The organism is Melioribacter sulfuriphilus (genome assembly GCF_051488685.1).
In the GTDB taxonomy this organism is placed as follows: Bacteria; Bacteroidota; Ignavibacteria; order Ignavibacteriales; family Melioribacteraceae; genus Melioribacter.
Window position 1 is genome coordinate 130,699 of sequence record NZ_JBPSEH010000002.1, and the last position, 22,696, is coordinate 153,394.

The 22,696-nt window shown below is 35.3% G+C and carries 24 protein-coding genes and 1 tRNA gene; 8 read left to right on the top strand and 17 right to left on the bottom strand.

Annotation, left to right across the window (positions count from 1 at the left end; genetic code table 11):
• Positions 1–60: 60 nt before the first annotated feature.
• From ACSSV9_RS03795 to ACSSV9_RS03815, 5 genes are all read right to left on the bottom strand, one after another.
• Positions 61–134, bottom strand: a tRNA-Pro gene (locus tag ACSSV9_RS03795).
• On the bottom strand, positions 135–509 hold the full coding sequence (locus tag ACSSV9_RS03800; protein ID WP_437345899.1) for a MerR family transcriptional regulator: 375 nt from the start codon (positions 507–509) through the stop codon (positions 135–137).
• A 64-nt stretch (positions 510–573) separates the two neighbouring features.
• A complete protein-coding gene (locus tag ACSSV9_RS03805) occupies positions 574–999 on the bottom strand; it encodes a type II 3-dehydroquinate dehydratase (protein WP_437345900.1) in 426 nt (141 codons plus the stop codon).
• The gene (locus tag ACSSV9_RS03810) at positions 996–1,268 is read right to left on the bottom strand and encodes a hypothetical protein (protein WP_437345901.1); all 273 of its coding nucleotides are present in this window, start codon (positions 1,266–1,268) and stop codon (positions 996–998) included. The genes ACSSV9_RS03805 and ACSSV9_RS03810 overlap by 4 nt, the downstream gene beginning before the upstream one ends.
• Positions 1,265–1,762: a hypothetical protein gene (locus ACSSV9_RS03815; protein WP_437345902.1), complete on the bottom strand. Its 498-nt coding sequence runs from the start codon at positions 1,760–1,762 to the stop codon at positions 1,265–1,267. The genes ACSSV9_RS03810 and ACSSV9_RS03815 overlap by 4 nt, the downstream gene beginning before the upstream one ends.
• 56 nt (positions 1,763–1,818) lie before the next feature.
• Here ACSSV9_RS03815 and ACSSV9_RS03820 point away from each other — a divergent pair, with 56 nt between their 5' ends.
• Entirely contained in the window at positions 1,819–2,757 is a 939-nt protein-coding gene (locus ACSSV9_RS03820; RefSeq protein ID WP_437345903.1) for a Ppx/GppA phosphatase family protein, read from the top strand.
• On the opposite strand, the gene ACSSV9_RS03825 is transcribed toward ACSSV9_RS03820, so the two are convergent.
• From ACSSV9_RS03825 to ACSSV9_RS03865, 9 genes are all read right to left on the bottom strand, one after another.
• Complete coding sequence (locus ACSSV9_RS03825; RefSeq protein WP_437345904.1) at positions 2,705–3,418, bottom strand: hypothetical protein; 714 nt, start codon at positions 3,416–3,418, stop codon at positions 2,705–2,707. The genes ACSSV9_RS03820 and ACSSV9_RS03825 overlap by 53 nt on opposite strands.
• A 2-nt stretch (positions 3,419–3,420) precedes the next feature.
• Positions 3,421–3,918 carry a DUF5683 domain-containing protein gene (locus tag ACSSV9_RS03830; protein WP_437345905.1) on the bottom strand — a complete coding sequence of 166 codons (498 nt, stop codon included), beginning with the start codon at positions 3,916–3,918 and terminating at the stop codon, positions 3,421–3,423.
• Positions 3,890–4,831 (bottom strand): ParB/RepB/Spo0J family partition protein, encoded by a 942-nt coding sequence (locus ACSSV9_RS03835; RefSeq protein WP_437345906.1) that lies wholly within the window; start codon positions 4,829–4,831, stop codon positions 3,890–3,892. Before ACSSV9_RS03835 ends, ACSSV9_RS03830 begins: the two co-directional genes overlap by 29 nt.
• 6 nt (positions 4,832–4,837) lie before the next feature.
• Entirely contained in the window at positions 4,838–5,626 is a 789-nt protein-coding gene (locus tag ACSSV9_RS03840; protein ID WP_437345907.1) for a ParA family protein, read from the bottom strand.
• A 1-nt stretch (position 5,627) separates the two neighbouring features.
• Entirely contained in the window at positions 5,628–6,305 is a 678-nt protein-coding gene (locus ACSSV9_RS03845) for a metal-dependent hydrolase (RefSeq protein WP_437345908.1), read from the bottom strand.
• Positions 6,306–6,376: 71 nt separating this feature from the next.
• Complete coding sequence (gene cdaA, locus ACSSV9_RS03850; RefSeq protein ID WP_437345909.1) at positions 6,377–7,195, bottom strand: diadenylate cyclase CdaA; 819 nt, start codon at positions 7,193–7,195, stop codon at positions 6,377–6,379.
• Entirely contained in the window at positions 7,188–8,369 is a 1,182-nt protein-coding gene (gene folP / locus ACSSV9_RS03855) for a dihydropteroate synthase (protein ID WP_437345910.1), read from the bottom strand. Before folP ends, cdaA begins: the two co-directional genes overlap by 8 nt.
• 13 nt (positions 8,370–8,382) lie before the next feature.
• Positions 8,383–9,051: a ribulose-phosphate 3-epimerase gene (gene rpe, locus ACSSV9_RS03860; protein ID WP_437345911.1), complete on the bottom strand. Its 669-nt coding sequence runs from the start codon at positions 9,049–9,051 to the stop codon at positions 8,383–8,385.
• A gap of 11 nt (positions 9,052–9,062) precedes the next feature.
• On the bottom strand, positions 9,063–9,776 hold the full coding sequence (locus ACSSV9_RS03865) for a PASTA domain-containing protein (protein ID WP_437345912.1): 714 nt from the start codon (positions 9,774–9,776) through the stop codon (positions 9,063–9,065).
• Positions 9,777–9,897: 121 nt separating this feature from the next.
• Here ACSSV9_RS03865 and ACSSV9_RS03870 point away from each other — a divergent pair, with 121 nt between their 5' ends.
• Both ACSSV9_RS03870 and ACSSV9_RS03875 read left to right on the top strand, forming a co-directional pair.
• A complete protein-coding gene (locus tag ACSSV9_RS03870) occupies positions 9,898–11,148 on the top strand; it encodes a putative sugar nucleotidyl transferase (protein WP_437345913.1) in 1,251 nt (416 codons plus the stop codon).
• A gap of 4 nt (positions 11,149–11,152) precedes the next feature.
• Positions 11,153–12,730: an NFACT RNA binding domain-containing protein gene (locus ACSSV9_RS03875; protein WP_437345914.1), complete on the top strand. Its 1,578-nt coding sequence runs from the start codon at positions 11,153–11,155 to the stop codon at positions 12,728–12,730.
• A gap of 2 nt (positions 12,731–12,732) precedes the next feature.
• Here ACSSV9_RS03875 and ACSSV9_RS03880 read toward each other — a convergent pair whose 3' ends face one another.
• Complete coding sequence (locus tag ACSSV9_RS03880; protein ID WP_437345915.1) at positions 12,733–14,889, bottom strand: alpha-glucuronidase family glycosyl hydrolase; 2,157 nt, start codon at positions 14,887–14,889, stop codon at positions 12,733–12,735.
• Between the two features lie 11 nt (positions 14,890–14,900).
• Positions 14,901–16,022, bottom strand: coding sequence for an endo-1,4-beta-xylanase (locus ACSSV9_RS03885; protein WP_437345916.1), 1,122 nt, complete (start codon positions 16,020–16,022; stop codon positions 14,901–14,903).
• 350 nt (positions 16,023–16,372) lie between these two features.
• Here ACSSV9_RS03885 and ACSSV9_RS03890 point away from each other — a divergent pair, with 350 nt between their 5' ends.
• Genes ACSSV9_RS03890 through ispE form a run of 5 tightly spaced genes read left to right on the top strand, consistent with a single transcriptional unit; the run spans position 16,373 to position 21,276 of the window.
• On the top strand, positions 16,373–17,401 hold the full coding sequence (locus ACSSV9_RS03890; RefSeq protein WP_437345917.1) for a glycosyltransferase family 9 protein: 1,029 nt from the start codon (positions 16,373–16,375) through the stop codon (positions 17,399–17,401).
• Position 17,402: 1 nt separating this feature from the next.
• Positions 17,403–18,473 carry a glycosyltransferase family 9 protein gene (locus tag ACSSV9_RS03895; protein ID WP_437345918.1) on the top strand — a complete coding sequence of 357 codons (1,071 nt, stop codon included), beginning with the start codon at positions 17,403–17,405 and terminating at the stop codon, positions 18,471–18,473.
• A complete protein-coding gene (locus ACSSV9_RS03900) occupies positions 18,457–19,578 on the top strand; it encodes a glycosyltransferase family 9 protein (RefSeq protein WP_437345919.1) in 1,122 nt (373 codons plus the stop codon). The genes ACSSV9_RS03895 and ACSSV9_RS03900 overlap by 17 nt, the downstream gene beginning before the upstream one ends.
• Entirely contained in the window at positions 19,575–20,459 is an 885-nt protein-coding gene (locus ACSSV9_RS03905) for a homocysteine S-methyltransferase family protein (protein ID WP_437345920.1), read from the top strand. Before ACSSV9_RS03900 ends, ACSSV9_RS03905 begins: the two co-directional genes overlap by 4 nt.
• Positions 20,440–21,276 (top strand): 4-(cytidine 5'-diphospho)-2-C-methyl-D-erythritol kinase, encoded by an 837-nt coding sequence (gene ispE, locus ACSSV9_RS03910; protein ID WP_437345921.1) that lies wholly within the window; start codon positions 20,440–20,442, stop codon positions 21,274–21,276. The genes ACSSV9_RS03905 and ispE overlap by 20 nt, the downstream gene beginning before the upstream one ends.
• On the opposite strand, the gene ACSSV9_RS03915 is transcribed toward ispE, so the two are convergent.
• Positions 21,221–22,678: a sensor histidine kinase gene (locus tag ACSSV9_RS03915; protein WP_437345922.1), complete on the bottom strand. Its 1,458-nt coding sequence runs from the start codon at positions 22,676–22,678 to the stop codon at positions 21,221–21,223. The genes ispE and ACSSV9_RS03915 overlap by 56 nt on opposite strands.
• Positions 22,679–22,696 lie beyond the last annotated feature (18 nt).

Here is a 22,696-nt window from a genome sequence, read left to right on the forward strand (position 1 = left end):
TTTTAAAATAGAGGAAGATTCTTCAATAAAGTGGACTTAATTAAAAAATAAAAGAATTAGTCGGAACGGCGGGATTTGAACCCGCGACCCCTTGAACCCCATTCAAGTGCGCTACCGGGCTGCGCTACGTTCCGTTACAATTTTTCTTTCAATTCTATTAAAAATTTTTTTATTGTTTCCAGATCTTCTTTTAACTCTCGTTTCTCATGCGTGTCGGTAACTGCATCATTTTGAACTGCAAAGTTATCTTTTTCATGCGATTTATTCAATCCAGAAAGAATTTTTTTTGCTCCCTCAATCGTATATTTTTCTTCACGGAGTAATTTTTTTATTTCTAATATTAACTTTATGTCTTTATTTGTATAAATACGGTTACCCGCCCTGTTCTTGCTCGGTTTAAGCTGTTCGAATTCAGTTTCCCAGTATCTAAGAATATATTGCTCTAAACCGGTTATTTTACTTACCTCACTAATAGAATAATATAACTTTTTGAGACCGAAATCTTTCATGCATTTACCTTTTTACATGCTCGAAGTAAAATAACGTAAATACATAAAATTAGCAAGATTAAATTTATTTGTTAATTAAATCTATCAGAGCGTAAACTCCTAAAAGATAACTTAGTGTTTTAAATCCACTTATATAGCCGTCGCAGACTCCCGCAGTTAAAGATACTTTTCTGAAACTATCGCGACTCTGGATATTCGATAAATGGACTTCAACTTTAGGTAGTTTACAAATTTCGAGAGCATCCCGTATTGCAACGCTTGTATGTGAATACCCGCCCGGATTAATCAATATGCCGTCAAATTCAGTTGAATTGTTGATTTTATTAACAATATTCGATTCGTCGGGCGATTGAAAAAATTCGAATTCGATTTCAGGGAAACGGTTGCGAAGTGTGCTTTCAATTGATGTCAGATCGTTATTGCCATAGAAATCTGGATTTCGCAATTTTAAGAGGTTGAGATTAGGCCCATTAATTACAAGTATTTTCATGTATTGTCACTCAATTGTTCAATTATTTCTCTCATTCGGGGTGTGAGATAAACTTCGTCAACTCCCAGCTCTTTCAGTGCATTTGATAGAATGAGCACTTTTTTTTGTAACGACGAAAGTTTATTAATTACAATTATTTTGTCTTCTTTCATTATACAATAACCGCCTTTAAAGTCTCCCCTTTCGAAACGTACTTTAGCTCCCATCTGAAGTGCTATCTGTTTTAAATCCTGTAAAATGTTTTCAAACTCTTTCTCTTTTATTTTCATGTCGTCTTTTGCAAAGGTTTTAAAGTGGCAAGAAATAATATTGCTAAATTTACAAATAGATTAATTAATGGAAATCCCCCAAGAATAATAAACCTTTCTCTCAAATGTGCGATTGTTTGGGTTGCAGGAGCAATGTTAAGTATCTCCATTAAAAGATCATAATCTTTGTATAATAAATAAATGTTGAAGGGAGCGGTAATTATAATTAACAACAAAATAATCAACAACCAGCCTTCTTTTTTCAATTTAGGTTTCGTGAAAAGTAAATAGAGAATTATTGATATAACTAAAAAAGGATAACCGATTAATTTCAAAGAAATTGCTGGAGTAAGCAAAAGTAAAGATACAGATAAATCAGTACGACTGAATATTTCTTTTAATACAAGTCCCTTTGCTTCGAAAAGCTGGAACGAAATTAGTAAGTCTGACATCACCCCGCACATCCATAGTAGATAAAAGAGAGCTACAATTGAAGTAAAAATTTTTATTTTCATCGATGTAATCCGGAAAAAAATTATCTATTTTTCGGATTAAAAAATAAGAAAAAAAAGTGACTGTTGCTTCAATCGATTTAGGCTCGAACACTGTACTTCTACTAATTGCGGAAGTAACAAATTCCGAAATTAAAACAATCAAAAATTTTTATCGTGCTCCTCGTGTTTCTAAAAATCTTAAAAAAGGTAACCCTTTCCCGGAAGAAAATATCGATCGATTGTATTCAGTTTTAGACGAATATAAAAAAATTATTGATGAACATAATTGCAAATTTGTCCTCGCAGCTGCTACAAATGCTTTCAGACTGGCCACAAATGGAAATCAGATAGCTGAAAAAATAAGTGAAAGATATGGATGGAATCTGAGTATCATAAGCGGCGAAGAAGAAGCCCGACTATCGTTCTTAGGAGCAGCTTATCCATTTGAAAATGATAATCCAAAATCACTAATCGATATCGGGGGTGGGAGTACTGAAATTATATACGGAAATAAAAAAGAAATTTACTTCAAGAAAAGTTATCCCATTGGAGTTGTATATTTAACTGAAAAATATCTGAAGCATAATCCCCCGCTTGATTCTGAATTGTATGAGATGGAAAACGAAGTAAAAGCAAATTTCGACGAACTGAAAAATATCTCTGGTCTGGGAGAATATACAATTGCAATTGCTGGTACTCCAACGACACTCGCCTGTATCAAAAATAATATAAAAGTCTATGATGAAGAAATCGTCGATAAAACCTTATTTAATATGAATGACATAAATGACTTGTACAATCGATTGAAGAAGATGAAAAGTGTAGATATCTTAAAAAATTTTGGACAGGTTGTAGAGGGACGGGAAGATTTAATAACTGCCGGCACAGGAATCCTAAAAACTTTTATGGAGTTATTAGAAATTAAAGAGTTACATGTCAATAGTCGGGGATTAAGATACGGGCTTATATGGAATTATTTAATAAATAAGCAAAATAGAGAGGAATTCCTACCGTAACAGCAATAAAAAGAACACCAAATATAATTGAGAAAAGTAAGTTCCTCGTCTGAGCAAATGTAGCACAGATTGCAAGGAATAAGCTCCAAACGAAAAATATTCCTTCAATTATTGATAGTAATAGTGAGGGAACATATTTGATTGCAAAGGGTGTTGGATTAAATGTAAACCAGTATTGACCGAACAGTGCATATTCGACAGGTGTAAGTATAAACAAAGTAAATACAACTGGAATGAATGAATAAGTATAAATAACCAGATTATCTTTGAAACGACTTTGGATGCCGGTAATCTTTAACAAAACTGTTATTAAAAGAGCCCAGACAATCATTAATATTATAAAGATGATTGGCAGAGAACTTAAAGTTAAATATATGCTTTGTAAACTTCCCTCCCCTTTTAAAAAAGCGTTAGAAAGAATTCCTGCCGTTAATGAAATTTTTATTGCAGCAAGAATAATTACTGATATTAAAAAATTTTTATGTTCGGCATGAATCAAAAGTTCTGCTGCTTTTACAGGCGATTCAAATAATTTTGAGGTTAACAGCCAGAAATCGATATTTGGTACTTTGCTTCGGAGATACGCTTTACAATTAATACAGTTCAGCTGATAAAACGGATTTTCGGTCATGCAATTGTTGCACTTAATGCTGTTTTTCATTTTTAGAATCTTATTTTTAGTGACATAGTCAGACTATTTGTATTAGCCGTAACGTCAAAATCGTACAGATGAGCGTCGACATATGCATCGAGAATATTTATAATATAAGTCAGGCCTATAAAAACAGCGGTCAAATCACGCTGGTCTCTATAAAATTCTCTCTGATCATAATATCGTGAATTCCCATTTGGATTATTTTCGTTGATACTTTGGACGTATAGATCTCTGAAGTGTTTGTATTGATCATTGTTGTCGACCCAGAAATATCCCAGTACACCGAGTGCTCCCCAAATAAGAGGGGCTTTCCAGTAAGATTCGTTATAAATTTGTCCCCAGCCAGGTATTATAGCACTTCTAAAAACAGCGCCCATTGGTGATTTATGCATCACAAATTTTACTGTATCAATCGATATCGAGTCGACTTCTTGCCCGAATATATTGTTGTTGAAACCTGTGAAGAGGATTATAAAACTAATTGTAATTACTATTGATAATTTCAAAGAGTTCAAATAATCTTTCAAGTTCATCATTTGAATAGAATTCAATAACAATTTGTCCAGCTCCGTTCTTTTTTACATTGCAGTGAACTTTGGTGCCGAGTATTCTTTGCAGGCGTTCTTCAATATTCCTTTGGGATGCCGATTCCGTTGTAAAGGAGGTATTTGAATTATCCTTCGGAGTTGTATGGCTTTTAGGGTCATTTAATTTTCGCACAAGATCTTCAACTTTGCGTACGGAAAGATTTTGCTTTAATATTTTGTCGTGTATTTGTAATTGAAGTTTCGGGTTAGATAAATTAATTAAAGCTCTTGCGTGACCTGTGGATATCTTATTATTGATTAAACTTTGTTGAATAGATTCGGGAAGTTTTAAAAGACGAATAAAATTTGTTATGGTTGTTCTATCTTTGCCAACACGTTCTGCAATCTCTTCGTGCGATAGATTACACTCGTCCCTCAGACGTTTATATGCCACTGCAATTTCAATTGGATTTAGTTTTTCTCTTTGGATATTTTCGATTAAAGAGAGTGCCAGCATTGCTTCTTTTGTATCGACTTTAATGATGTAAGCAGGAATCTCTTTTAATCCGATTTCCTTGCATGCTCTTAATCTTCTTTCACCGGAAATTAATTCATATTTATCCTTGTCGATGCGACGGACAGTCACCGGTTGAATAAGTCCATTTTGAAGAATGGATAATTTAAGTTCTTCGAGAGCCTGGGGTTCAAAGTTTGTTCTCGGTTGATATGGATTAGGATAAATCTGGCTAACTGAAATTTTAGCGAGTATATCATACGATTTACCGTCGTCTTTCGGAATATCTTTACTCGATACGGTTACCGGAGCGTCCAGTTTATCTTTTAACTGGGGATTAATCAATGCATCCAATCCCCTTCCTAAAGCTGACTTCATAATCTACTACTCCTTTTCCTTTACGGCATTGAGTTTTAAATTATTTCGTTCTAATAATTCATACGCCAGTGACATATAGTTCTGAGCTCCCATTGATGTTGCGTCGTACAAAATAACCGGTTTTGCATAACTTGGAGCTTCCGAAAGTTTGACATTTCTGTTTATCACCGTTTCAAAGACTTTTTCACCAAAATATTTCTTGACCTCTTCTACCACCTGCTGGCTCAATCGTAAACGTTTATCGAACATCGTAAGTAAAACGCCTTCAATAGAGAGTTCGGGGTTGAAATTTTTTTTAACAATGTTAATAGTATTTAACAACTGTCCCAATCCTTCGAGTGCAAAATACTCACACTGCACGGGAATTAAGACAGAATCGGCAGCCACAAGTGCATTCAAAGTAAGAAGACCAAGCGAAGGTGGACAATCGATAAAAATGAAATCGTATTTTCCATCGATCTCCTGGAGAGCATTTTTTAATAGATACTCTCTGTTTTCAACAGAGACTAATTCAACTTCAGCACCCACAAGATTAATATTTGAAGGAAGAATATCAAGAAAAGGCATATAAGAATTTATGATAGATTCTTCCGCGGTACTTAGTCCAACTAAAACATTATATATTGTCTTGTCGTATTTATCGATACCAATGCCGGATGTGGAATTCGCCTGAGGATCGATGTCGATTAAAAGTGTACGGAATTCAGCAGCTGCTACTGAGGCGGAGAGGTTGATTGCAGTGGTGGTTTTACCAACTCCCCCCTTTTGATTTGCTATGACGATCTTTTTTGCCATGTTAAAGTTCTATCTCTTCTCCATAATTAAGTACTATCGCTTTTTTACCGATTGCTTCAACTTTCGACTTGAATTCATATGGATCGGCTTTGATTACTGGAAATGTGTTGTAATGCATCGGTATGGCTACTTTTGGATTTGCAAGCTCGACTGCTTTTACGGCGTCGTTTATTCCCATTGTAAAATTATCTCCTATTGGAACAAGCATATAATCAAGAGGCGTTAATTCACCGATTAATTTCATATCATAAAAAAGTCCAGTGTCGCCAGTATGATATAAGCTCTTCCCATCAATTGAAAGAACAACTCCAGAGGGTTCACCAGCATAATAGTTATCTGGTGTCATAGAACCATGATGAGCAATTGTAAATTTAACTCTACCAAAATCGAAAGTATAAGCGCCGCCAATGTGCATATTATGAGCTTTGAATCCTTCCCTTGCGCAATAATTTGCTAATTCGTTGACGCAAATAAATGTTGAATTGCACTTTTTTGCAATGGTAAAAGAATCGCCCAGATGTTCGCCGTGTCCGTGTGTAAGAATTATATAATCTGCAGTCACTTCATCAACTTTTACAGGAGCCGTCGGGTTACCTGTCAGGAACGGATCGATTAAAATTTTAATTCCTCCATCTGTCGTAATCTGAAATGCAGAATGAGAAAAATATCTTAATTTCATCGTCCCCTCCCGTAATTATTTTTTGATTTCTAATAATAACTAATTGTAGATTTCTGACAAAATAATAAAGGTTATTTTTTTCTGCGTAAAATTTTCCATATTGAACTAATTTTTCGTTCTTTACCAGCACGTAAATTATTTACAAGGTAACTGCGCAATTGATCTCTAGAAATTCCTCGAATTAGTTTTCCTCTGTCTGCAATTGAAATGCTGGCTGTTTCTTCGGAAACAATTATACAAATTACATCAGCCTGCTCAGAAATGCCCAGTCCTGCACGATGACGCATTCCGAGAGGATTTCCATCAAGGCTAGTTATGTTTGAAAGTGGAAGTGTACATCTTGCTGCTTCAATCAAATCATTGTGAATAACCACAGCTCCGTCGTGTAATGGTGAACGCGGAAAAAAGATCGAACGTATCAAGTTTTTTGATACTTTTGCGTTGATTATTTCGCCGGTTTCGACAACACTTTTGATGCCTACAGTTCTAACGATTACAATCAATGCACCGTGTTGATGTTGGGCAAGCTCAAATGCGCTCTCTGTAATTATTTCCGCCACATTGCTTTCGTCAGTTCTAATGAAGATTTTCAAGAGCTGACTCCTGCCAAGCATCACCAGTATTCTTCGAATTTCAGGCTGGAACAAAATAATAAAGGCGATTACCCATATATCAGAGATCAATTTCAATAGCCAGCCTAATGCTTTGAAATTTGCTGCCTGTGCAATTATAGAAAGAAATAAAACGATCAATAATCCATAGAAGATTTGAGCTGCTATGGTTCCTCTAATTGCAGAATAAAGCTGGTAGAAAATAAAGGAAACTAAAGCAATATCGATTATATCGATTAAGGTTACAGTAATAAATCCGATTTTAAATAACTCAATCATTTATCAACAATTCCGGATTCTCTATAAAATTATTGATTAAAATAGCAAACCTGCCGTTTGTAACGTTATGAGTTCTGATAAATCGTGCTCCATTTTTTACCGCAAGAGTTTCGGCCGCTAAAGTTGGAGCATCTCTTAATTCAACCGGCAAATTGAGCGCTTTCCCTAAAAACGATTTTCTCGATAATCCAACCAAGATTGGATATCCAATACCTTTGAACTCGTCGAGTCGATTCAACAATTCATAGTTGTGGTGTACTTTTTTTCCGAATCCAATACCGGGGTCAATAATAATTTTTTTTATGCCAATTTTTTCTGCTTTATTACAAGTTTCTACAAAATAATCGTAAATATCATTTACTACATCATTATACTCAGGATTATTTTGCATCGACTTGGGTGTTCCTTTCATGTGCATTAAAATTGCTGTCGCCTCAAACTTTTTAATTATTTCTGGCATTCTGGCATCAAAGGCAAAAGAACTGATATCATTGACGATTTTAGCTCCTGCTTTTAATGCTTCTTCTGCTACTTCCGATTTTGTAGTGTCGACGGATATCAAAACATCCGATTTGGATTTTATTATTTCTTCTATAACTGGCAGAACTCTATTAATTTCTTCGGTGGCTGGAATTGGATCGGCTCCTGGTCGGGATGACTCTCCTCCGATGTCGATAATATCAGCACCTTGCTCGATCAGTTCAAATGCATGTTCCACTGCTTTGTTCTTTTCAAAAAATTTTCCTCCGTCGGAAAATGAATCAGGCGTTACATTTAATATTCCGACCACGTAAGCTCGCGACATGTTAAATTCTTTTTGACCGATCTGAATTCTATTTTGGTCGTAGTTTATCAAATTGTGTAATAGTCTGGAAAGTCTCAATCCTGTGTCTTCGTTTCCGATGGCAATGATTTCTTTGGCGAGTTCTCTAAAAAATGTCAGAGATCCAATTGAGAGAACGTCGTAATATTCATCGTCTGAAGTTTGAGTAACATAACATATTTCATTGTTCGCCAGTACAATTTTTTTTATTCGATGTGCTAATTTTTTTTCAACCGAACGGAATTCAATTGCAAGCAGGTCCTTTTCGTAAAGATTACGATAGATATTGTATTTAGCACTGTATCGTCTGAATACATGAGGATAGAAAATGTCGATTAGTTGAATTATCAATACAGAGCTCCGATTACTTATTAATAAGATTTTTCAATTCAATTGCTGCGGCTGTAATATTATCGCTGCCAAAAATTGTGGAACCTGCGACAAAAACATTACAACCTGCTTGAGAAATGGCTTCGATGTTTCCATTATAAATACCGCCATCGACTTCAATAAGAAAATCATAATTTTTCTCTTTTCTGATTCGATCGAGTGCAGCTATTTTATTGATCGACCTTTCAATAAATTTTTGACCTCCGAAACCGGGATTAACAGACATTACTAACACCATATCTAAGTATTCCAGCACTTCTTCTAATGTATCTACTCGGGTTGATGGATTGAGTGCCACTCCCGCTTTTATTCCCCTGCTCTTAATGTATTCAATTGTTCTGTGAAGATGCACTACTTCTTCTTGATGAACGGTAATATAATCAGCACCTGCTTCAATGAATTTGTCTATTAAATTATCCGGATTTTTAACCATCAAATGAACATCAATCGGTAAGTTTGTAATTCGATTTACTGCCTCGACAACCATTGGTCCGAATGTAAAATTCGGAACAAAATGGCCGTCCATTATATCGCAATGAATAATATCTACATTTGCCAGCTCCACGTAACGTATTTGCTGAGATAAATTTGTAAAGTCAGCCGATAAAATTGAAGGTGCCAGTAATTTTTTTTTAGCATTCATAATTTTCTCAATTAATTTTGAATCAGAACTACGTTAACACTATCCCCTACGCTAACGAGGCTATTTTCCGAAGGCTGCTGGTCAACAACAGTATTCGGTAAATAATTAGATGAATGGATGTATGTTTTAAAACCAATCCTGAGTGAATTTCGTTTTAATATTGCTTCGGCTTCCGATAAAGATTTACCGATCAGTCTCGGAACCCGCACTTTACCAATTTGAGGACCGATACTTACTTTCAATTTAACTTTTGTACCCACCGGAATCGATACACCTTCAGTGTATTCCTGTTCGGCAATTGTCCCTGCGGGTAATTCTGATTCAACTTCAATAAGTGTATCGACCTGTAGCCCCATTCTTTCAAGTGTTATACGTGCGTCACGAACAGACTTATTGATTAAGAACGGCATCTGCACTTTCTGAAGTCCTCCACTTACAGTCAGGTAAATTTTCCGTCCAGCTTTGACAACTGTATTTGGTCTGGGATTCTGAAAAATGACATGGTCTTTCGGGTAAAATTCGTCATATCTTGAACGGTTTATAATCGGTTCCAGATTGCTTCTTTCAATAATTTCTATCGCTTTATTTTTATGCAATCCAACTACGTTTGGAACCTGATATTCATCGGCGCTAACAAGGTAAGGCATTATAATCTTGTCGACCACGAAAAATATTACTGCAAATACCAATATCACAGTTAATGATTTGGTAAGTAAACTTTTCATCCAATTTTTCATATGATTTATCTATTTTAGAAACAAAAATAATAAACTTTGGAATGATTTTGTTTCCTCTTTTTGAGGATAATGACAAAATTTAATTAGTTATTTTAATAAAGGAATTAGTATGAAAAAGATAATTTTAATATTTGAAGATACTGGTTTTCTGGATTTATTACCAATTTCATATTTAAGGCCAGTTTACGAGTTACGATCCGGCATCTTAAGTTTGCTCTCAAAAATTGAGTATGCTTTTGAAGGCAGTGAAATTTATCTATTCTGCCGTAAGTATCTGGAAGAAAATTACAGAGAAAAAAAGAAGAATTACCGCATAAACTTACTACCCGAAACTAATGAAGTAGTATTGTTGAATGGACGAGTTTTGATGAATAGAAAACTTCATCAGGAAATCGGTAAATTACAAGTCGGCGAAGCTTTGAAATACGATGAAGATTTAATAGCTGCCGTTATCGATGCGGGAAATATTAAAAATATTTTTGACGAAGAATTTCTTCCCCATTTCGATAATGTGAAGTTTAAGTTTAAGGCTATCGAAACGGAAATTATCAAATATCCGTGGGATCTTGTAAATAGTAATGGAAAGGAAATAGAGAACGATTTCAAATTGCTCCAAAAGCGTTCGAAGAAAGTCAGGTCTGCCGTACATCCTAAGTTCAAAAAGGTCGAATTGCAACACAAGAAATTGATTCATATCGATAAAGGAGTGAAAATCGAGCCGTTTGTTTTCGTCGATGCTTCAGAAGGTCCTGTTTTTATTGATGAAAATGTTCATATAATGTCGAACAGCGTTATCAAGGGACCAGTTTTTATCGGAAGAAATTCAATCATAAAAGCCAATAGTACCATTTATCAGGCAACATCGATCGGGCAATATTCAAAAGTTGGCGGCGAAGTTGCAGAATCGATCATTCATTCCTATTCAAATAAGCAGCACGGCGGTTTCCTCGGACATTCCTATCTGGGTAGCTGGGTTAATCTCGGCGCCGGTACTAACAATAGCGACCTTAAAAATAATTATGGTACGATTACCGTAACATTAAATAATAAAAAGATTGATACCGGCTTACGCTTTCTTGGATTAATAATGGGTGATCATTCAAAAAGCGCAATCGGGACAAAATTTAATACTGCTACCGTATGCGGAGTAATGTGTAACATTTTCGGTGACGGTTTTCCACCTAAATTCATTCCTTCTTTTACTTGGGGCGGTGTTAACGAAAGAACTCTTTTTGAAATAGAAAAGTCTATCGAAGTTGCGCGTATTGTCACAGCTCGCCGTAACGTTGAATTTACTGAAACAGATGAAAAATTATTACGGAAAGTGTTTGAGCTTTCAAAGGATGAACGCAAATTTTAATGCTATGTACAAAAATTACTTATATCTATTAAGAGCAGTTGTTGAACTCAATGAATTGATAAAAAATCATTCGATAAGAGAAATTTATACCCAGGAAAAAGATAAATTGTTTATCTCAATTCCCGACCAAAATTTCGAAAAAAAACATTTAATTATTTCAGCCAATCCTCAAAAGCCCTATTTAATTGTCAGGAACAATCACTCGAAAGCAAAGAAGAATTACAAAAATTTCTTTGAAGAATTTTTGCCGTCTAAAATTAATTTAGTCGAAATTGCCGACAACGATCGAATTATCAGATTCTCGTGCGATAATTTTTATATCTACTTTTTGGTTCGGGGTGCAAATACGAATATCATTCTTATGGACTTAAATAACAACCTCTTCCCTTTTAAGAAAATCGAAGAAGAGAAATTGAAAATCGTTAGTGAAGAATTTCAAAAATGTCATTTTGTCTCTTCATACGATCATATTTTAAAAGATCTGCAGGTTATGAATGACGAAGATTTGTTGAAGACATATAAATTTATCGACAGGAAAATTCAAACAGAATTTTTGACTAAAGGTGTTGAATTAAAAACAGTCATCACTGATTTCCTGTTTAATGAAATTATTGTTGCTCGAGATGATTCAAACGCCTCAATAATTTTCCAACCTTATGTTGTTGATGACGCAGAAATAATAGGTAAGTTCGATACTTATCAGGATGCAATAAATGCTTTTGTGTCTAATTATTATTCACTTTCAAAAGAGAAAGTATTAACGGCGAACATAAGAAAATTTGTTAATAATGAACTGGAACGGCTCAGTGCGAAATTGAATAACCTGAAGGCTCGCATCGAGATTGGTTCGAGAGAGGATGAATATGCAAATTATGGCAATCTGCTTCTAATAAACATTTCTGCACTTAAAAAAGGACTCGATAAAATTCAAGTCAAGAATTTTGAGGGTAAAGAGGTAACAATTAAACTGGATCCAAAACTTACTCCCCAAAAGAATATCGAGAGATATTTCGACAAAGCTAAATCTGAAAAAATCGAATACGAAAAATCGATAGAACTTTACAATGAGTTGAAGAATAAATTTGACTATCTTAAAAACGTTGACAGAAAACTCGAGAACGATCTTTCCTTAGATGAACTGGAAAATATCGAAAAACAATTAGGGATTAAAAAGAAAATGGAATTACAGGATAAATCGCAACCGAATTTCAGGCATTTTTTAGTCGACGGAAAATATCATGTTTATGTGGGAAAAGATAGTAAGAATAATGACGAGCTTACATTACGGTTTGCTAAACAAAATGATTACTGGTTTCATGCAAGGTCAGTTTCAGGTTCGCATGTGGTATTGCGTGTTGATAATCCGAAAGAACCTGTTCCAAAATCGGTTTTAAAAAAAGTCGCATCGCTCGCTGCATATTATAGCAAAGCTAAAAGTGCAGGGCTGGCACCTGTCAGTTACACTTTTAAAAAATATGTAGTTAAGAAAAAAGGGATGGAGGCTGGTAAAGTTGCATTATTAAAAGAAGAGGTACTTCTGGTTAAACCTGAAATACCTCCTGAATGCGAAACAGTTGATTAATGCTATTTGGGGCGAATACCAGGTGCATAGGGAAATTCAAGACTTTGATAATACTCGAGTGTTTTATCGGGTTTTTCGAAACCTTCCTGCACTGGTAGTTTTGAAAATTTCTGGAAATACAATACGCAGGCATTACGCCACCAGATTGCTTCATCTTCTTGAATTTTCATTAACATAGCAACATGATTAAATCGCTCGTTGTCTATCATGCCTTTCAGTTTATTCCATTTTTTACGCATCGACCTTACTGAATCTACGCCAGCATAGTAATGATTGCATAATTCTTCCCATAGAGTTTTTCCAGATTTCAATTTATAATTCCATGGGACATGATGAAACCAGAGTAAATATTTTTCCGGACATTTCTCAAGTGAATTAAAAATTTCAGAAACTGGAGAATGATACTGACTGACTGCATTTGATCCGTTTATTGTTCTGTCGAAACCAATTCCGATACTGTCAGCGCGGTGGTAATAAACCGAAGTCCAATCAGCACGAGGTTTATCTTTTATCCAGGGAGCAGGCCCATAATGATGATCCCATCCCATAATATGATGCAGACCAAGTGGAGTCATATAATTAACTGTGTTTTCACGTGACTGCATCATAATTTCTTTAATTAAATGAACAGTTTCACTGTTATTATTAAATGTAAGACGAATCCATTCCTCTGCAATCTCATCCGACGTAAGATTGTGATTCCATGCAATTCTTCCGAAAGCATACCAGTTAGCCTGCCCGAATAGATGTCCTGTCCAGTTTCTTTCGTTCCCGATGTTGGAAACGCCTGCAATTCCAGTCAGGTTCTGGTTATCTAAAGAACCGTCAATAACTTTTGCAACAGTGGAGCCTTCGCCCCGAGCGTAAGTATCGGAATTGAGGGATTCTTCAAAAAGTGGGGCAAGGTAAACGAGATGTGTCCCCTGTCCTAAGTATTCCTGCGTAATCTGAAACTCCATCATTAACGATGTTTGGGGCATTGCACCGAAAAGTGGATGAAAAGGTTCGCGTGGCTGAAAATCAATTGGTCCGTTTTTAACCTGTATCAATACATTCTTTCTGAACTTTCCATCGAGAGGTTTAAATTCGTTATATGCCTGTTTGGCGCGGTCTTCGGGCACATTATTATCGTAAACGAAAGCACGCCACATTACAACGCCGCCATATGGGTGGACAGCTTCTGCTAACATGTTGGCACCATCAGCATGGTTCCTCCCATAATTCTGAGGGCCGGGTTGTCCTTCAGAATTAGCTTTTACCAGGAATCCACCAAAATCAGGAATTAAATCGTAAATTTCCTTTGCTTTTTCTTTCCACCATTGACGCACATCTGGATTCAGTGGATCAGCTGTAGGCAAATTCCCGATTTCCATCGGCGCACTGAATCTTGCTGTTAAATATACTTTTATTCCATAGGGTCTAAATACTTTTGCTAATGCTGCAACTTTTATCAAGTATTGTTTTGTGAGTACCAACGAATTTGCATTCACATTTGTCAGTACAGTACCGTTAATGCCTATCGAAGCGTTTGCTCTGGCGTAATCTTTATATCGCGGATCAATGTAATCGGGAAGAAGATGCCAGTTCCATATCGAAAACCCTGCATACCCTCTTTCAACTGTCCTATCCAGATTATCCCAATGATTTAAGAGTCTCAGTTTTATTAATGGTGTTTCCACAATGTTGAGATTATCGATTTTACTATGCGTCTGTAAAAGGCGAATAAAGTGAAACGTTCCATATAAAACACCGATATCTTCATTGGCTGTTATTAAAATTATTTTCTTCCCTTCAATTTCAATTGACTTTATTATATATCCTTCTTTACCCAGCGTTTTTAATTTTGTACTAATTTCAGAAGGCAAATTTGTGCTTAGTTTATTAAAATTGCCGGCAACTATTATATTTGAGCACAATTTATTGACCGGCCATATTTTATTTCCCAGCAATCCTTTCAAAGCAATTTTCAACTCTTCTTCTGCTGCTTTAATGCTCTCTGAATCGCCTTTGAACAAATATCCTTTGATTTGTTGCAAGTATTTTTCAAGTAATGCAGGATTATCTATTTTATTATATCTAAGCCAGAGATTGTATCCATCTTCAGCATACGTGATATGAAATGAAAAAATAATTAGCAGAAACAGGAAAGAGTACTTCATTTATTCATCCTCTATTTCATTTCATTTACAATCTTAAGGACTGCATCAAATGCAGGTTTGGGTTTAAGGTTCCTGTCAAACAAAAGAGGATATGAAGTTCTTCCGAAAATGGGCCAATTATTAAGCCACGAATGTCCGTCGTGAATTCCCCAGAATGTAACACGAGTTATTGAATCGTGGTATTTTAGAAAAGTTCTGAATAGTTCAGCATATCTATTAGCAAGGACAGTTTGCATTGAATCTGGCAAACCATCTGGATAAGGATTGTATTTTTTTTGCAGTTCAAAACTTTTGGTTATTTCGGCGCCAGTATAGTTATCTGGTGTAGGAAGAATATTTATGTCGAGTTCAGTAATCATAATTTTTAAGCCGGTTGCAGAGTATTCTTTTAAACTTTCATCAAGTTCGTCCAGACCTGGATAGTCTAAACCCCAATGTCCCTGCATGCCAATACCATGAATTTTAATTCCCTTTTCGAGCAACTTTTTAATCAGTTTAATTATACCGTCTCTTTTGGCTTTGTGCCATGTATTGTAATCGTTATAATAAAGTTCGGCATCTGGATCGGCCTCGTGTGCAAATTCGAATGCTTTTTCGATAAAGTCTTCTCCAATAATTTCCAGCCATTTACTTTTTCTTAAACTACCATCTTCGTCTACAGCTTCGTTTACAACATCCCACCCTTTAATTTTTCCTTTGTATCTGCCAACGACAGTAGAGATATGTTCTTTTAATCTAACAAGTAGTTCTTCCCTGCTGAGATAATTACCTTTGTCGTCTTTAAAAACCCAATCGGGAGTTTGATGATGCCAGACTAATGTATGTCCTACGATAAACATCCCATTCTTTTGACCAAATTCTACTAATTTATCAGGAAGGTCGAAATTATATTTGTTTGGCTCGGGATGAACACGTTCCCATTTAAGCATATTTTCCGGTGTTATGGTACTAAATTGTTTAGCAGCAAGTTGCAGCGCTTGTGGTTCTTTACCTGCTGCTTGAAAATCACTGATAGCACACCCAATGAGAAAATAATCTTTGTATGCATCTTTGAGAGTTTGAGAATAGAGCATTGCTGGAAGAGTTGTGATTACTAACAATGAAAATAAAATTGAAGCTGTCGATGACTTCATTAGTCCCCCACATTATTTTTATAAATTTGTTGCCTCAAGATTAAGAAAATTTTCGAAAATATACTTTAAAACTTTTGAGTAAAATTATTTTTGCCATAGTGTAAATTTTACCTAAATGATAAAACTAAAGTAGAACTATAAAGAATTATTGAACCAAACGAAAAAATTAAAGTATTGAAAATATTTTCAAAAAATAGTCATAAGAATATCAACTAAATAAATGGAGATGGTAATAAGAATTTCTGCTGCATATTTTAATATAAATAAGAGTAAAATCTGGTAACCCAAATTCAGTTTTCGGGTGTGAGCTTTTTTTCCTATTTTTGAAATAATTTAATACGAGAAGTGCATTGACCGATAAAGCTATTAAAAAAATACTCATTATAAAATTACGTGGTATTGGCGACGTTGTTTTATCGACTGTGGTGCTCGACGATCTGTTGAATTTTTTTCCTGAAGCTCAAATCGATTATTTGACCGATAAATCTTCTGCAAACTGGCTGAAAGGACTTACACAGGTTAATACTGTATTAGTTTATCCAAAGTCGGGGATGCTTAATAAACTTAAATTGATAACTGAGATTCGCAAAAAAAAATATGATATCGTTTTTGATTTTTATTCTAATCCCTCCACCGCTCAAATTACATTTTTAAGTGGTGCTGAATACAGAATTGGATTTCCGTATCGAGGCAGAAAATATGCTTATAATCTTTACGGTCCAAATGAAAGAGGTAAGTACCATGCCGCCGAACTTCATCTCGAAGTACTTAAATCGGTTGGTATACCTGTAAAGAATAATTCCAAACTTTATTTTTACTATAGTAAAGATGACGAAAATTATGCAGAGGAATTTTTGTTACGAAGCAATTTAAATGACAAAGTTATAGCTGGCATTTCACCTACAGGTGGATGGCAGTCGAAGAGATGTCCCCCGGAAAAATTAGCCGAACTTGTCAGAACACTTAACAAAAAATATAACATTCCATTGTTGATTCTCTGGGGTCCGTCGGATTACGAGGATGCAATTAAAATTAAAGAAATAGTTGGGGATAGTGCACATCTATCACCTCCTACAACAGTCGAACAAATGGCAGCGTTGATGAGCAAATGCGCTTTTATTGTTGCAAACGACAGCGGACCGATGCATATTTCAACTGCAATTGGAACTCCTGTGCTTTCGCTGCATGGACCGACAAATCCTTTGCATCAGGGTCCTTTTGGCAGCAAACATGAATATATTGTTCTAAACGAACTGGAATGCATTATGTGTAACCTGCTCGTGTGTCCGAAAAATCAGGAGTGCTTTAGAGATATAAGCGAAAAGCTATTTCTCACTAAAGTTGAAATCCTCCTCAATAAAAACAGTATACGGATTTAAGTTGAAAAGAATTGAGATATTGCTAAAGAAATTGCTTCTCAAACTTTTTTTAATGCTGAGGCAAAAAGAAGGACAGACAAAAGCACCGCATTTGACCGATAAATCGAGAGTAGTGATTATAAGACTGAACCGAATTGGAGATGCCCTTACTTCAACACCTTTTCTTGAACTGTTGAAAAGGAATTATAATTGTAATCTTACACTTGTTTGTTCTAAATCAAATCATTTTATATTCTGTCAAAAAGGATTGGTAGATAATCTGATAGTCTATGATAAAAAACAAAATAATCTAACTAAAATCATCCGCATGATTTCGGATATTAATCCCGATCTTTTGATAGATTTGCACGACGATGTCTCCTTTACGGTTAGTATGATTATTGCGTTCTCGGCGTCAAGATGTAAAATGGGCTTTTATAAACAAAATCATAAATTGTTTAATTTACTGATTCCCAGACCCGACTCAAAAGTTTACCATATTGTCGATCGTAACCTTGCATTTGCAGATGCACTCGGTATTCGTTACAACAAAGACGAAATTAATATTATTTATAAACCAGATTTAGCTTCTATTTCTATTGTCGATAATTTCTTAAAGAAAAATAACCTCCGAAATAGATTTCTTACAGGTATTAATATTTCAGCGGGCAGCGACGCAAGATTTTGGGGTGTTGAACGTTACCAGAAATTAATCGATTATTTAAGTAAATACGACACCAATATTCTACTACTTACAGATAAAAAAGATCTGGAAAAAGCTAAAGCAATATCTAAGGGTAAATGGATTATTTTTCAGGACGACAGTTTTGATGTATTTGCAGCGATGGTCGGTTCTCTCGATTTTTTATTTACTCCCGATACTTCAATAGTGCACATTGCTTCAGCTTTTGAAGTTCCTCTCTTCGGTCTTTACGTAAAGTACAAAACCGAAGATATAATTTGGTATCCTTATAAGTCGAAATACGAAACAGTTATAACAAAAAATGCGAATTTAAGTAGTGTCGATTTTGAAACTGTAATAGAAAAATTAAAACCCTTTTTTGAGAGTATTTACTATGAAAAAAATTCCTGATTGTAAAAATTTTAGCGGATATAAACCATGTTTCCCTTATCACAATTGTCTCGAAGACGGCTGCAAGGAGGAACGGAAGTTCGGGAAAAAAATATTGATAATAAATCTCGACGCAATGGGCGATGTTTTAATGACGACAGCGCAACTTCCGGCCATTAAAAGAAAATATCCGGTTTCGACGATTTACTGGATTACGCTGAAAAACGCCGTAAGAATCCTCGACAATAATCCTTATATCGATCGCGTTTTTCCATTCGACTTTGAAAGCATACTGATTCTCAATGAAATGGAATTCGATATAGTAATGAATGTCGATAAATCGATGCGGTCAGGCGCCCTTGCCATGCAGCTTAAAGCAAAAGAAAAACTCGGTTTCGGAATAAATGAAAACGGGCAAATCATACCTTTGAATAAAGGTGCAGAATATAATTATATGCTGGGTCTCGACGACAATCTAAAATTCAAAATTAATCAGAGAACTGGACAGGAATACCTGGCAGAAACTTTTGAACTCGACTATCAACGCGATGAGTATGTCTTTAATTTTAACGACGAAGAACAAATGTTTATTGAAAATTATAAGAAAGAAATTGGAATTATGCCGGATGACGAAATAATCGGTTTTAATACCGGCTGCTCTCTCCTGTATCCCAATAAGAAAATGACAATTGAACAACATATTGTGCTGATTGAAAAATTTTTGTCTTTTAACCGATTTAAAATTATGCTTCTTGGAGGACCGGAAGACACAGAAAGGAATAAAACAATAGCAGAGTATTTCAAGGGAAAAATAATAAATACTCCCACTAACGAAGGCTTACGACGCGGCGCCTGCTACGAAAGTGTGCCTGAGGTTATAATAACCGGGGACTCGTTTGGAATGCATCTGGCAATAGCACTCAAAAAATATGTTATTGCATGGTTCGGCTTGAGTTGCTGGACAGAAATCGACCTCTACGACAGAGGAGTCAAACTATATCCAGAAGGACTTTTCTGCGCTCCCTGCTGGAAAAAAGAATGCCCCTATAATCTTGAGTGTATTCAAATGATTGATCTCGAAAGAATCGTCAAAGAAACGGTCGATTACTTCGACAGAAAAAAATGAAACGAATCGATATCATGCACATGCATGCAGAAAAAAGAATTTTAGTGCTCGATGGAGCAATGGGTAGTTTACTTCAGCAATACGGCGCAGCAAGCGATAAGTACTTATGGTCTTCTTTATCAAATTTGAAAAACCCTGAAATAGTGAGAAAAATACATAAGGAATATATCGACGCGGGAGCTGATATCATTACTACAAATACATTCAGGACTAATCCAGCAAGCGTTAAATTATCTGGTCATTCAATTTCAGTCGAGGAATTTGTAAGGATAAGCGTAAATCTGGCAATTGAAGCAAGAGAAGATAGAAATGTTATTATCGCTGGATCTAATGCGCCTGCAGAAGATTGTTATCAGAAAGAACGTACTCTGTCAAAAGACGAATTGGAATACAATCATAAAAAACATATTGAATTACTCTGGGAAAGCGGCGTGGATATAATCTGGAACGAAACTCAAAGCCATTTAGATGAAATAGAAATCATTTGTAATTTTTGCCACAGTCAAAATCTTCCGTATGTAATTAATTTATTTTATGATAACCAGTTGAATCTTTTAAGTGGTGAAAGCCTAAGGGACGCTGTCAAAGTTGTTGCAACTTTTAAACCGACTGCAGTTGGATTCAATTGCATTAAGCCAGAACTTTTTCTTGATAAGATAAAGCCTGATTTATTAGTTGACAGGTGGGGATTTTATCTTAATTGCGGTAGTGGAGAGTATACCGACGAATCAATTTCGTGTGGCATAAGTCCAGAATATTATCTCAGTTTGATTAAACCCCTTCTCGAATTGAAGCCGTTATACGTCGGCTCTTGCTGTGGTTCCTCGCCTTCTCACACAAAAATAATAAAGGAATATATTGATGAAGTATATCGAAATTAAAGCGCCTGCAAAGATTAATATTGGACTTAGAATCCTTTCGAAAAGAAGCGATGGTTATCATAATCTTCATACACTCTTCTATCCGATAAACGACCTCTTCGATGAAATTATTATAAAAAGACAGGAAGAGTTTGAATTTAGTACGAATACAGAAGAATTGAATACCGACGATAATTTAATAGTAAAAACTGTACAATTGCTCGGTGATTATTCTAAGAAAAAGATTGGAGCCAGTATTATATTAAATAAAAAAATTCCAATTGGAGCAGGACTCGGCGGAGGCAGTTCGAACGCTGCTGCAGTTTTAATTTCTCTGAATGAAATGTTTGCTCTCAATCTTAGTTATAATGAACTCATTGAACTTGCTCTTAGATTGGGGTCGGATGTTCCATTTTTTATCAAAGCCAAACCAGCTATTGGTTATTCAAGAGGCGAGGTTTTGAAGCATATTGATTTTGAAATAGAAAATCCGATATTAATTGTCAATCCCGGAATTCATATATCAACAAAAGAAGCATTTAACAATATTGTGCCGTTTAATTGCGAACTTGATTATAAAAGTGTTATTGTTAATGGTAAGCCGAATTATAAGGCAATGAACGAACTGGTAAATGATTTTGAAGAATATGTATTTAATAGATATCCGGAAATTGCTGAACTAAAAGAAAAATTTTATCATTATGGTTGCTTATTTGCGCAAATGACTGGAAGCGGTTCGACGGTCTATGGCATATTTGAGAATCAATACGATGCCATGAAAGTCATTCAAGATATTCCTCAAACCTACTTTTATCATTTAAGTAATTGTCCGGACTAATCTGAAAAATGTCGTATGATTTTGACTGAAAATTATATTCAAGCGATATGATGAAGCAAGATCCCGGGGTTTTCCCTGCCAATCTCGACGGACTTTCTGCAGTAATAGTTCCACCGAGACGTTCTATAATTTCTTTTACTAATGCAAGTCCCAGCCCGCTTCCTTCGTGCTTGCTCCGTATTACATTCGAAGCCCTGTAAAACTGTTGGAAAATATTCGGTAAATCTTCTTTTGGGATACCGATACCGTTGTCGCATATTTCAATAAATAATTTGTAATCGTTTTCTCTGAGTAGAATTTCGATAATGCCACCTTCGTTGACGTACTTAATTGAATTAGCAATTAGATTTGAAAAAGCCAGTTCAAGAAGAGTTATGTCCGATTTAATTATTTTCTTCGATTCCCTGATATCTTTCACACTCAAATCGATCGATTTGGCTTTAATAGTTTCCTCCATTTTATTGATTTGACCAATGATCAGTTCATATATATCGATCTCTTCCGACGAACGGATGTCGAGCAATTTAAGTCGGGATAATCGTAAAATGTTATTGAGCAGTTGTAGGGTTTCATCTGTTCTTAATTGTGCCCTTTTTAATTTATCTCTTATTTCTGAATTAATATCTCCCAAAAAGTTATTCAGAATCAAATCTATTATTGATTTTATTGCAGTTACAGGAGTTTTGACTTCGTGTATAATTCCTATGGTGTATTTTTGTTTTGCTTTTTCGGCTTCGTCGAGGCGTTGTAAAGTATCCCGCAATTGTTGCTCGCGCTTGTAGAGTTGTCTTACTATATTATTTGCGAGATAGACGCTTATAAAAATCATTGCGGTAAATGTTATTAAACTCAGGATATCATAAGCCATCGTATGAGGTATTCTTACGTCGTATAAACCACTTATCAAATGTGTTTCGATAATACCTAAATTTTGCATTATAGTTAAAAAAGACAACGTAAGGCAAATGATGCATGCCATAATGTAGACTACATATGCCGGGAGTATTAAACTTCCGATAATCATATGAAATATAAAAAATAAATAAAGAGGCGATTCGATGATTCCTGTATAATAAACAAGTATCATTAATGCAATCAGGTCGAGAATCATTTGAATCAAAGAAAGATGCAGACTATTGAAACTCGATACATCACATTTAATGTAGGCGCGTAGTTTATAAAGGATAATATTGTACGAGAGAATTGAAATTATAATGATGGATATAGCAATTTTCTGAAGATTACTAAACTGAAAGTTGAGTAAAAATTCACCAGCTATTAGAAAAAGCAATAGAGAAATTACGGCAAAGTAGCGGAGTCTGATAAACCAGAGATTTCGAATGCGAATTGCTCGCCAGAATTCCCCGTAATTTTTAGCCCATTCTGGTATCAGAGCTTTCATTTAATTATGAAGGTGGTC

Coding starts and splice junctions, on each gene's coding strand:
- ACSSV9_RS03800 (WP_437345899.1), bottom strand. CDS start 509: ATGAAAGATTTCGGTCTCAAAAAGTTATATTATTCTATTAGTGAGGTA.
- ACSSV9_RS03805 (WP_437345900.1), bottom strand. CDS start 999: ATGAAAATACTTGTAATTAATGGGCCTAATCTCAACCTCTTAAAATTG.
- ACSSV9_RS03810 (WP_437345901.1), bottom strand. CDS start 1,268: ATGAAAATAAAAGAGAAAGAGTTTGAAAACATTTTACAGGATTTAAAA.
- ACSSV9_RS03815 (WP_437345902.1), bottom strand. CDS start 1,762: ATGAAAATAAAAATTTTTACTTCAATTGTAGCTCTCTTTTATCTACTA.
- ACSSV9_RS03825 (WP_437345904.1), bottom strand. CDS start 3,418: ATGAAAAACAGCATTAAGTGCAACAATTGCATGACCGAAAATCCGTTT.
- ACSSV9_RS03835 (WP_437345906.1), bottom strand. CDS start 4,831: ATGAAGTCAGCTTTAGGAAGGGGATTGGATGCATTGATTAATCCCCAG.
- ACSSV9_RS03840 (WP_437345907.1), bottom strand. CDS start 5,626: ATGGCAAAAAAGATCGTCATAGCAAATCAAAAGGGGGGAGTTGGTAAA.
- ACSSV9_RS03845 (WP_437345908.1), bottom strand. CDS start 6,305: ATGAAATTAAGATATTTTTCTCATTCTGCATTTCAGATTACGACAGAT.
- cdaA (WP_437345909.1), bottom strand. CDS start 7,195: ATGATTGAGTTATTTAAAATCGGATTTATTACTGTAACCTTAATCGAT.
- rpe (WP_437345911.1), bottom strand. CDS start 9,051: ATGAATGCTAAAAAAAAATTACTGGCACCTTCAATTTTATCGGCTGAC.
- ACSSV9_RS03865 (WP_437345912.1), bottom strand. CDS start 9,776: ATGAAAAGTTTACTTACCAAATCATTAACTGTGATATTGGTATTTGCA.
- ACSSV9_RS03870 (WP_437345913.1), top strand. CDS start 9,898: ATGAAAAAGATAATTTTAATATTTGAAGATACTGGTTTTCTGGATTTA.
- ACSSV9_RS03875 (WP_437345914.1), top strand. CDS start 11,153: ATGTACAAAAATTACTTATATCTATTAAGAGCAGTTGTTGAACTCAAT.
- ACSSV9_RS03880 (WP_437345915.1), bottom strand. CDS start 14,889: ATGAAGTACTCTTTCCTGTTTCTGCTAATTATTTTTTCATTTCATATC.
- ACSSV9_RS03885 (WP_437345916.1), bottom strand. CDS start 16,022: ATGAAGTCATCGACAGCTTCAATTTTATTTTCATTGTTAGTAATCACA.
- ACSSV9_RS03900 (WP_437345919.1), top strand. CDS start 18,457: ATGAAAAAAATTCCTGATTGTAAAAATTTTAGCGGATATAAACCATGT.
- ACSSV9_RS03905 (WP_437345920.1), top strand. CDS start 19,575: ATGAAACGAATCGATATCATGCACATGCATGCAGAAAAAAGAATTTTA.
- ispE (WP_437345921.1), top strand. CDS start 20,440: ATGAAGTATATCGAAATTAAAGCGCCTGCAAAGATTAATATTGGACTT.
- ACSSV9_RS03915 (WP_437345922.1), bottom strand. CDS start 22,678: ATGAAAGCTCTGATACCAGAATGGGCTAAAAATTACGGGGAATTCTGG.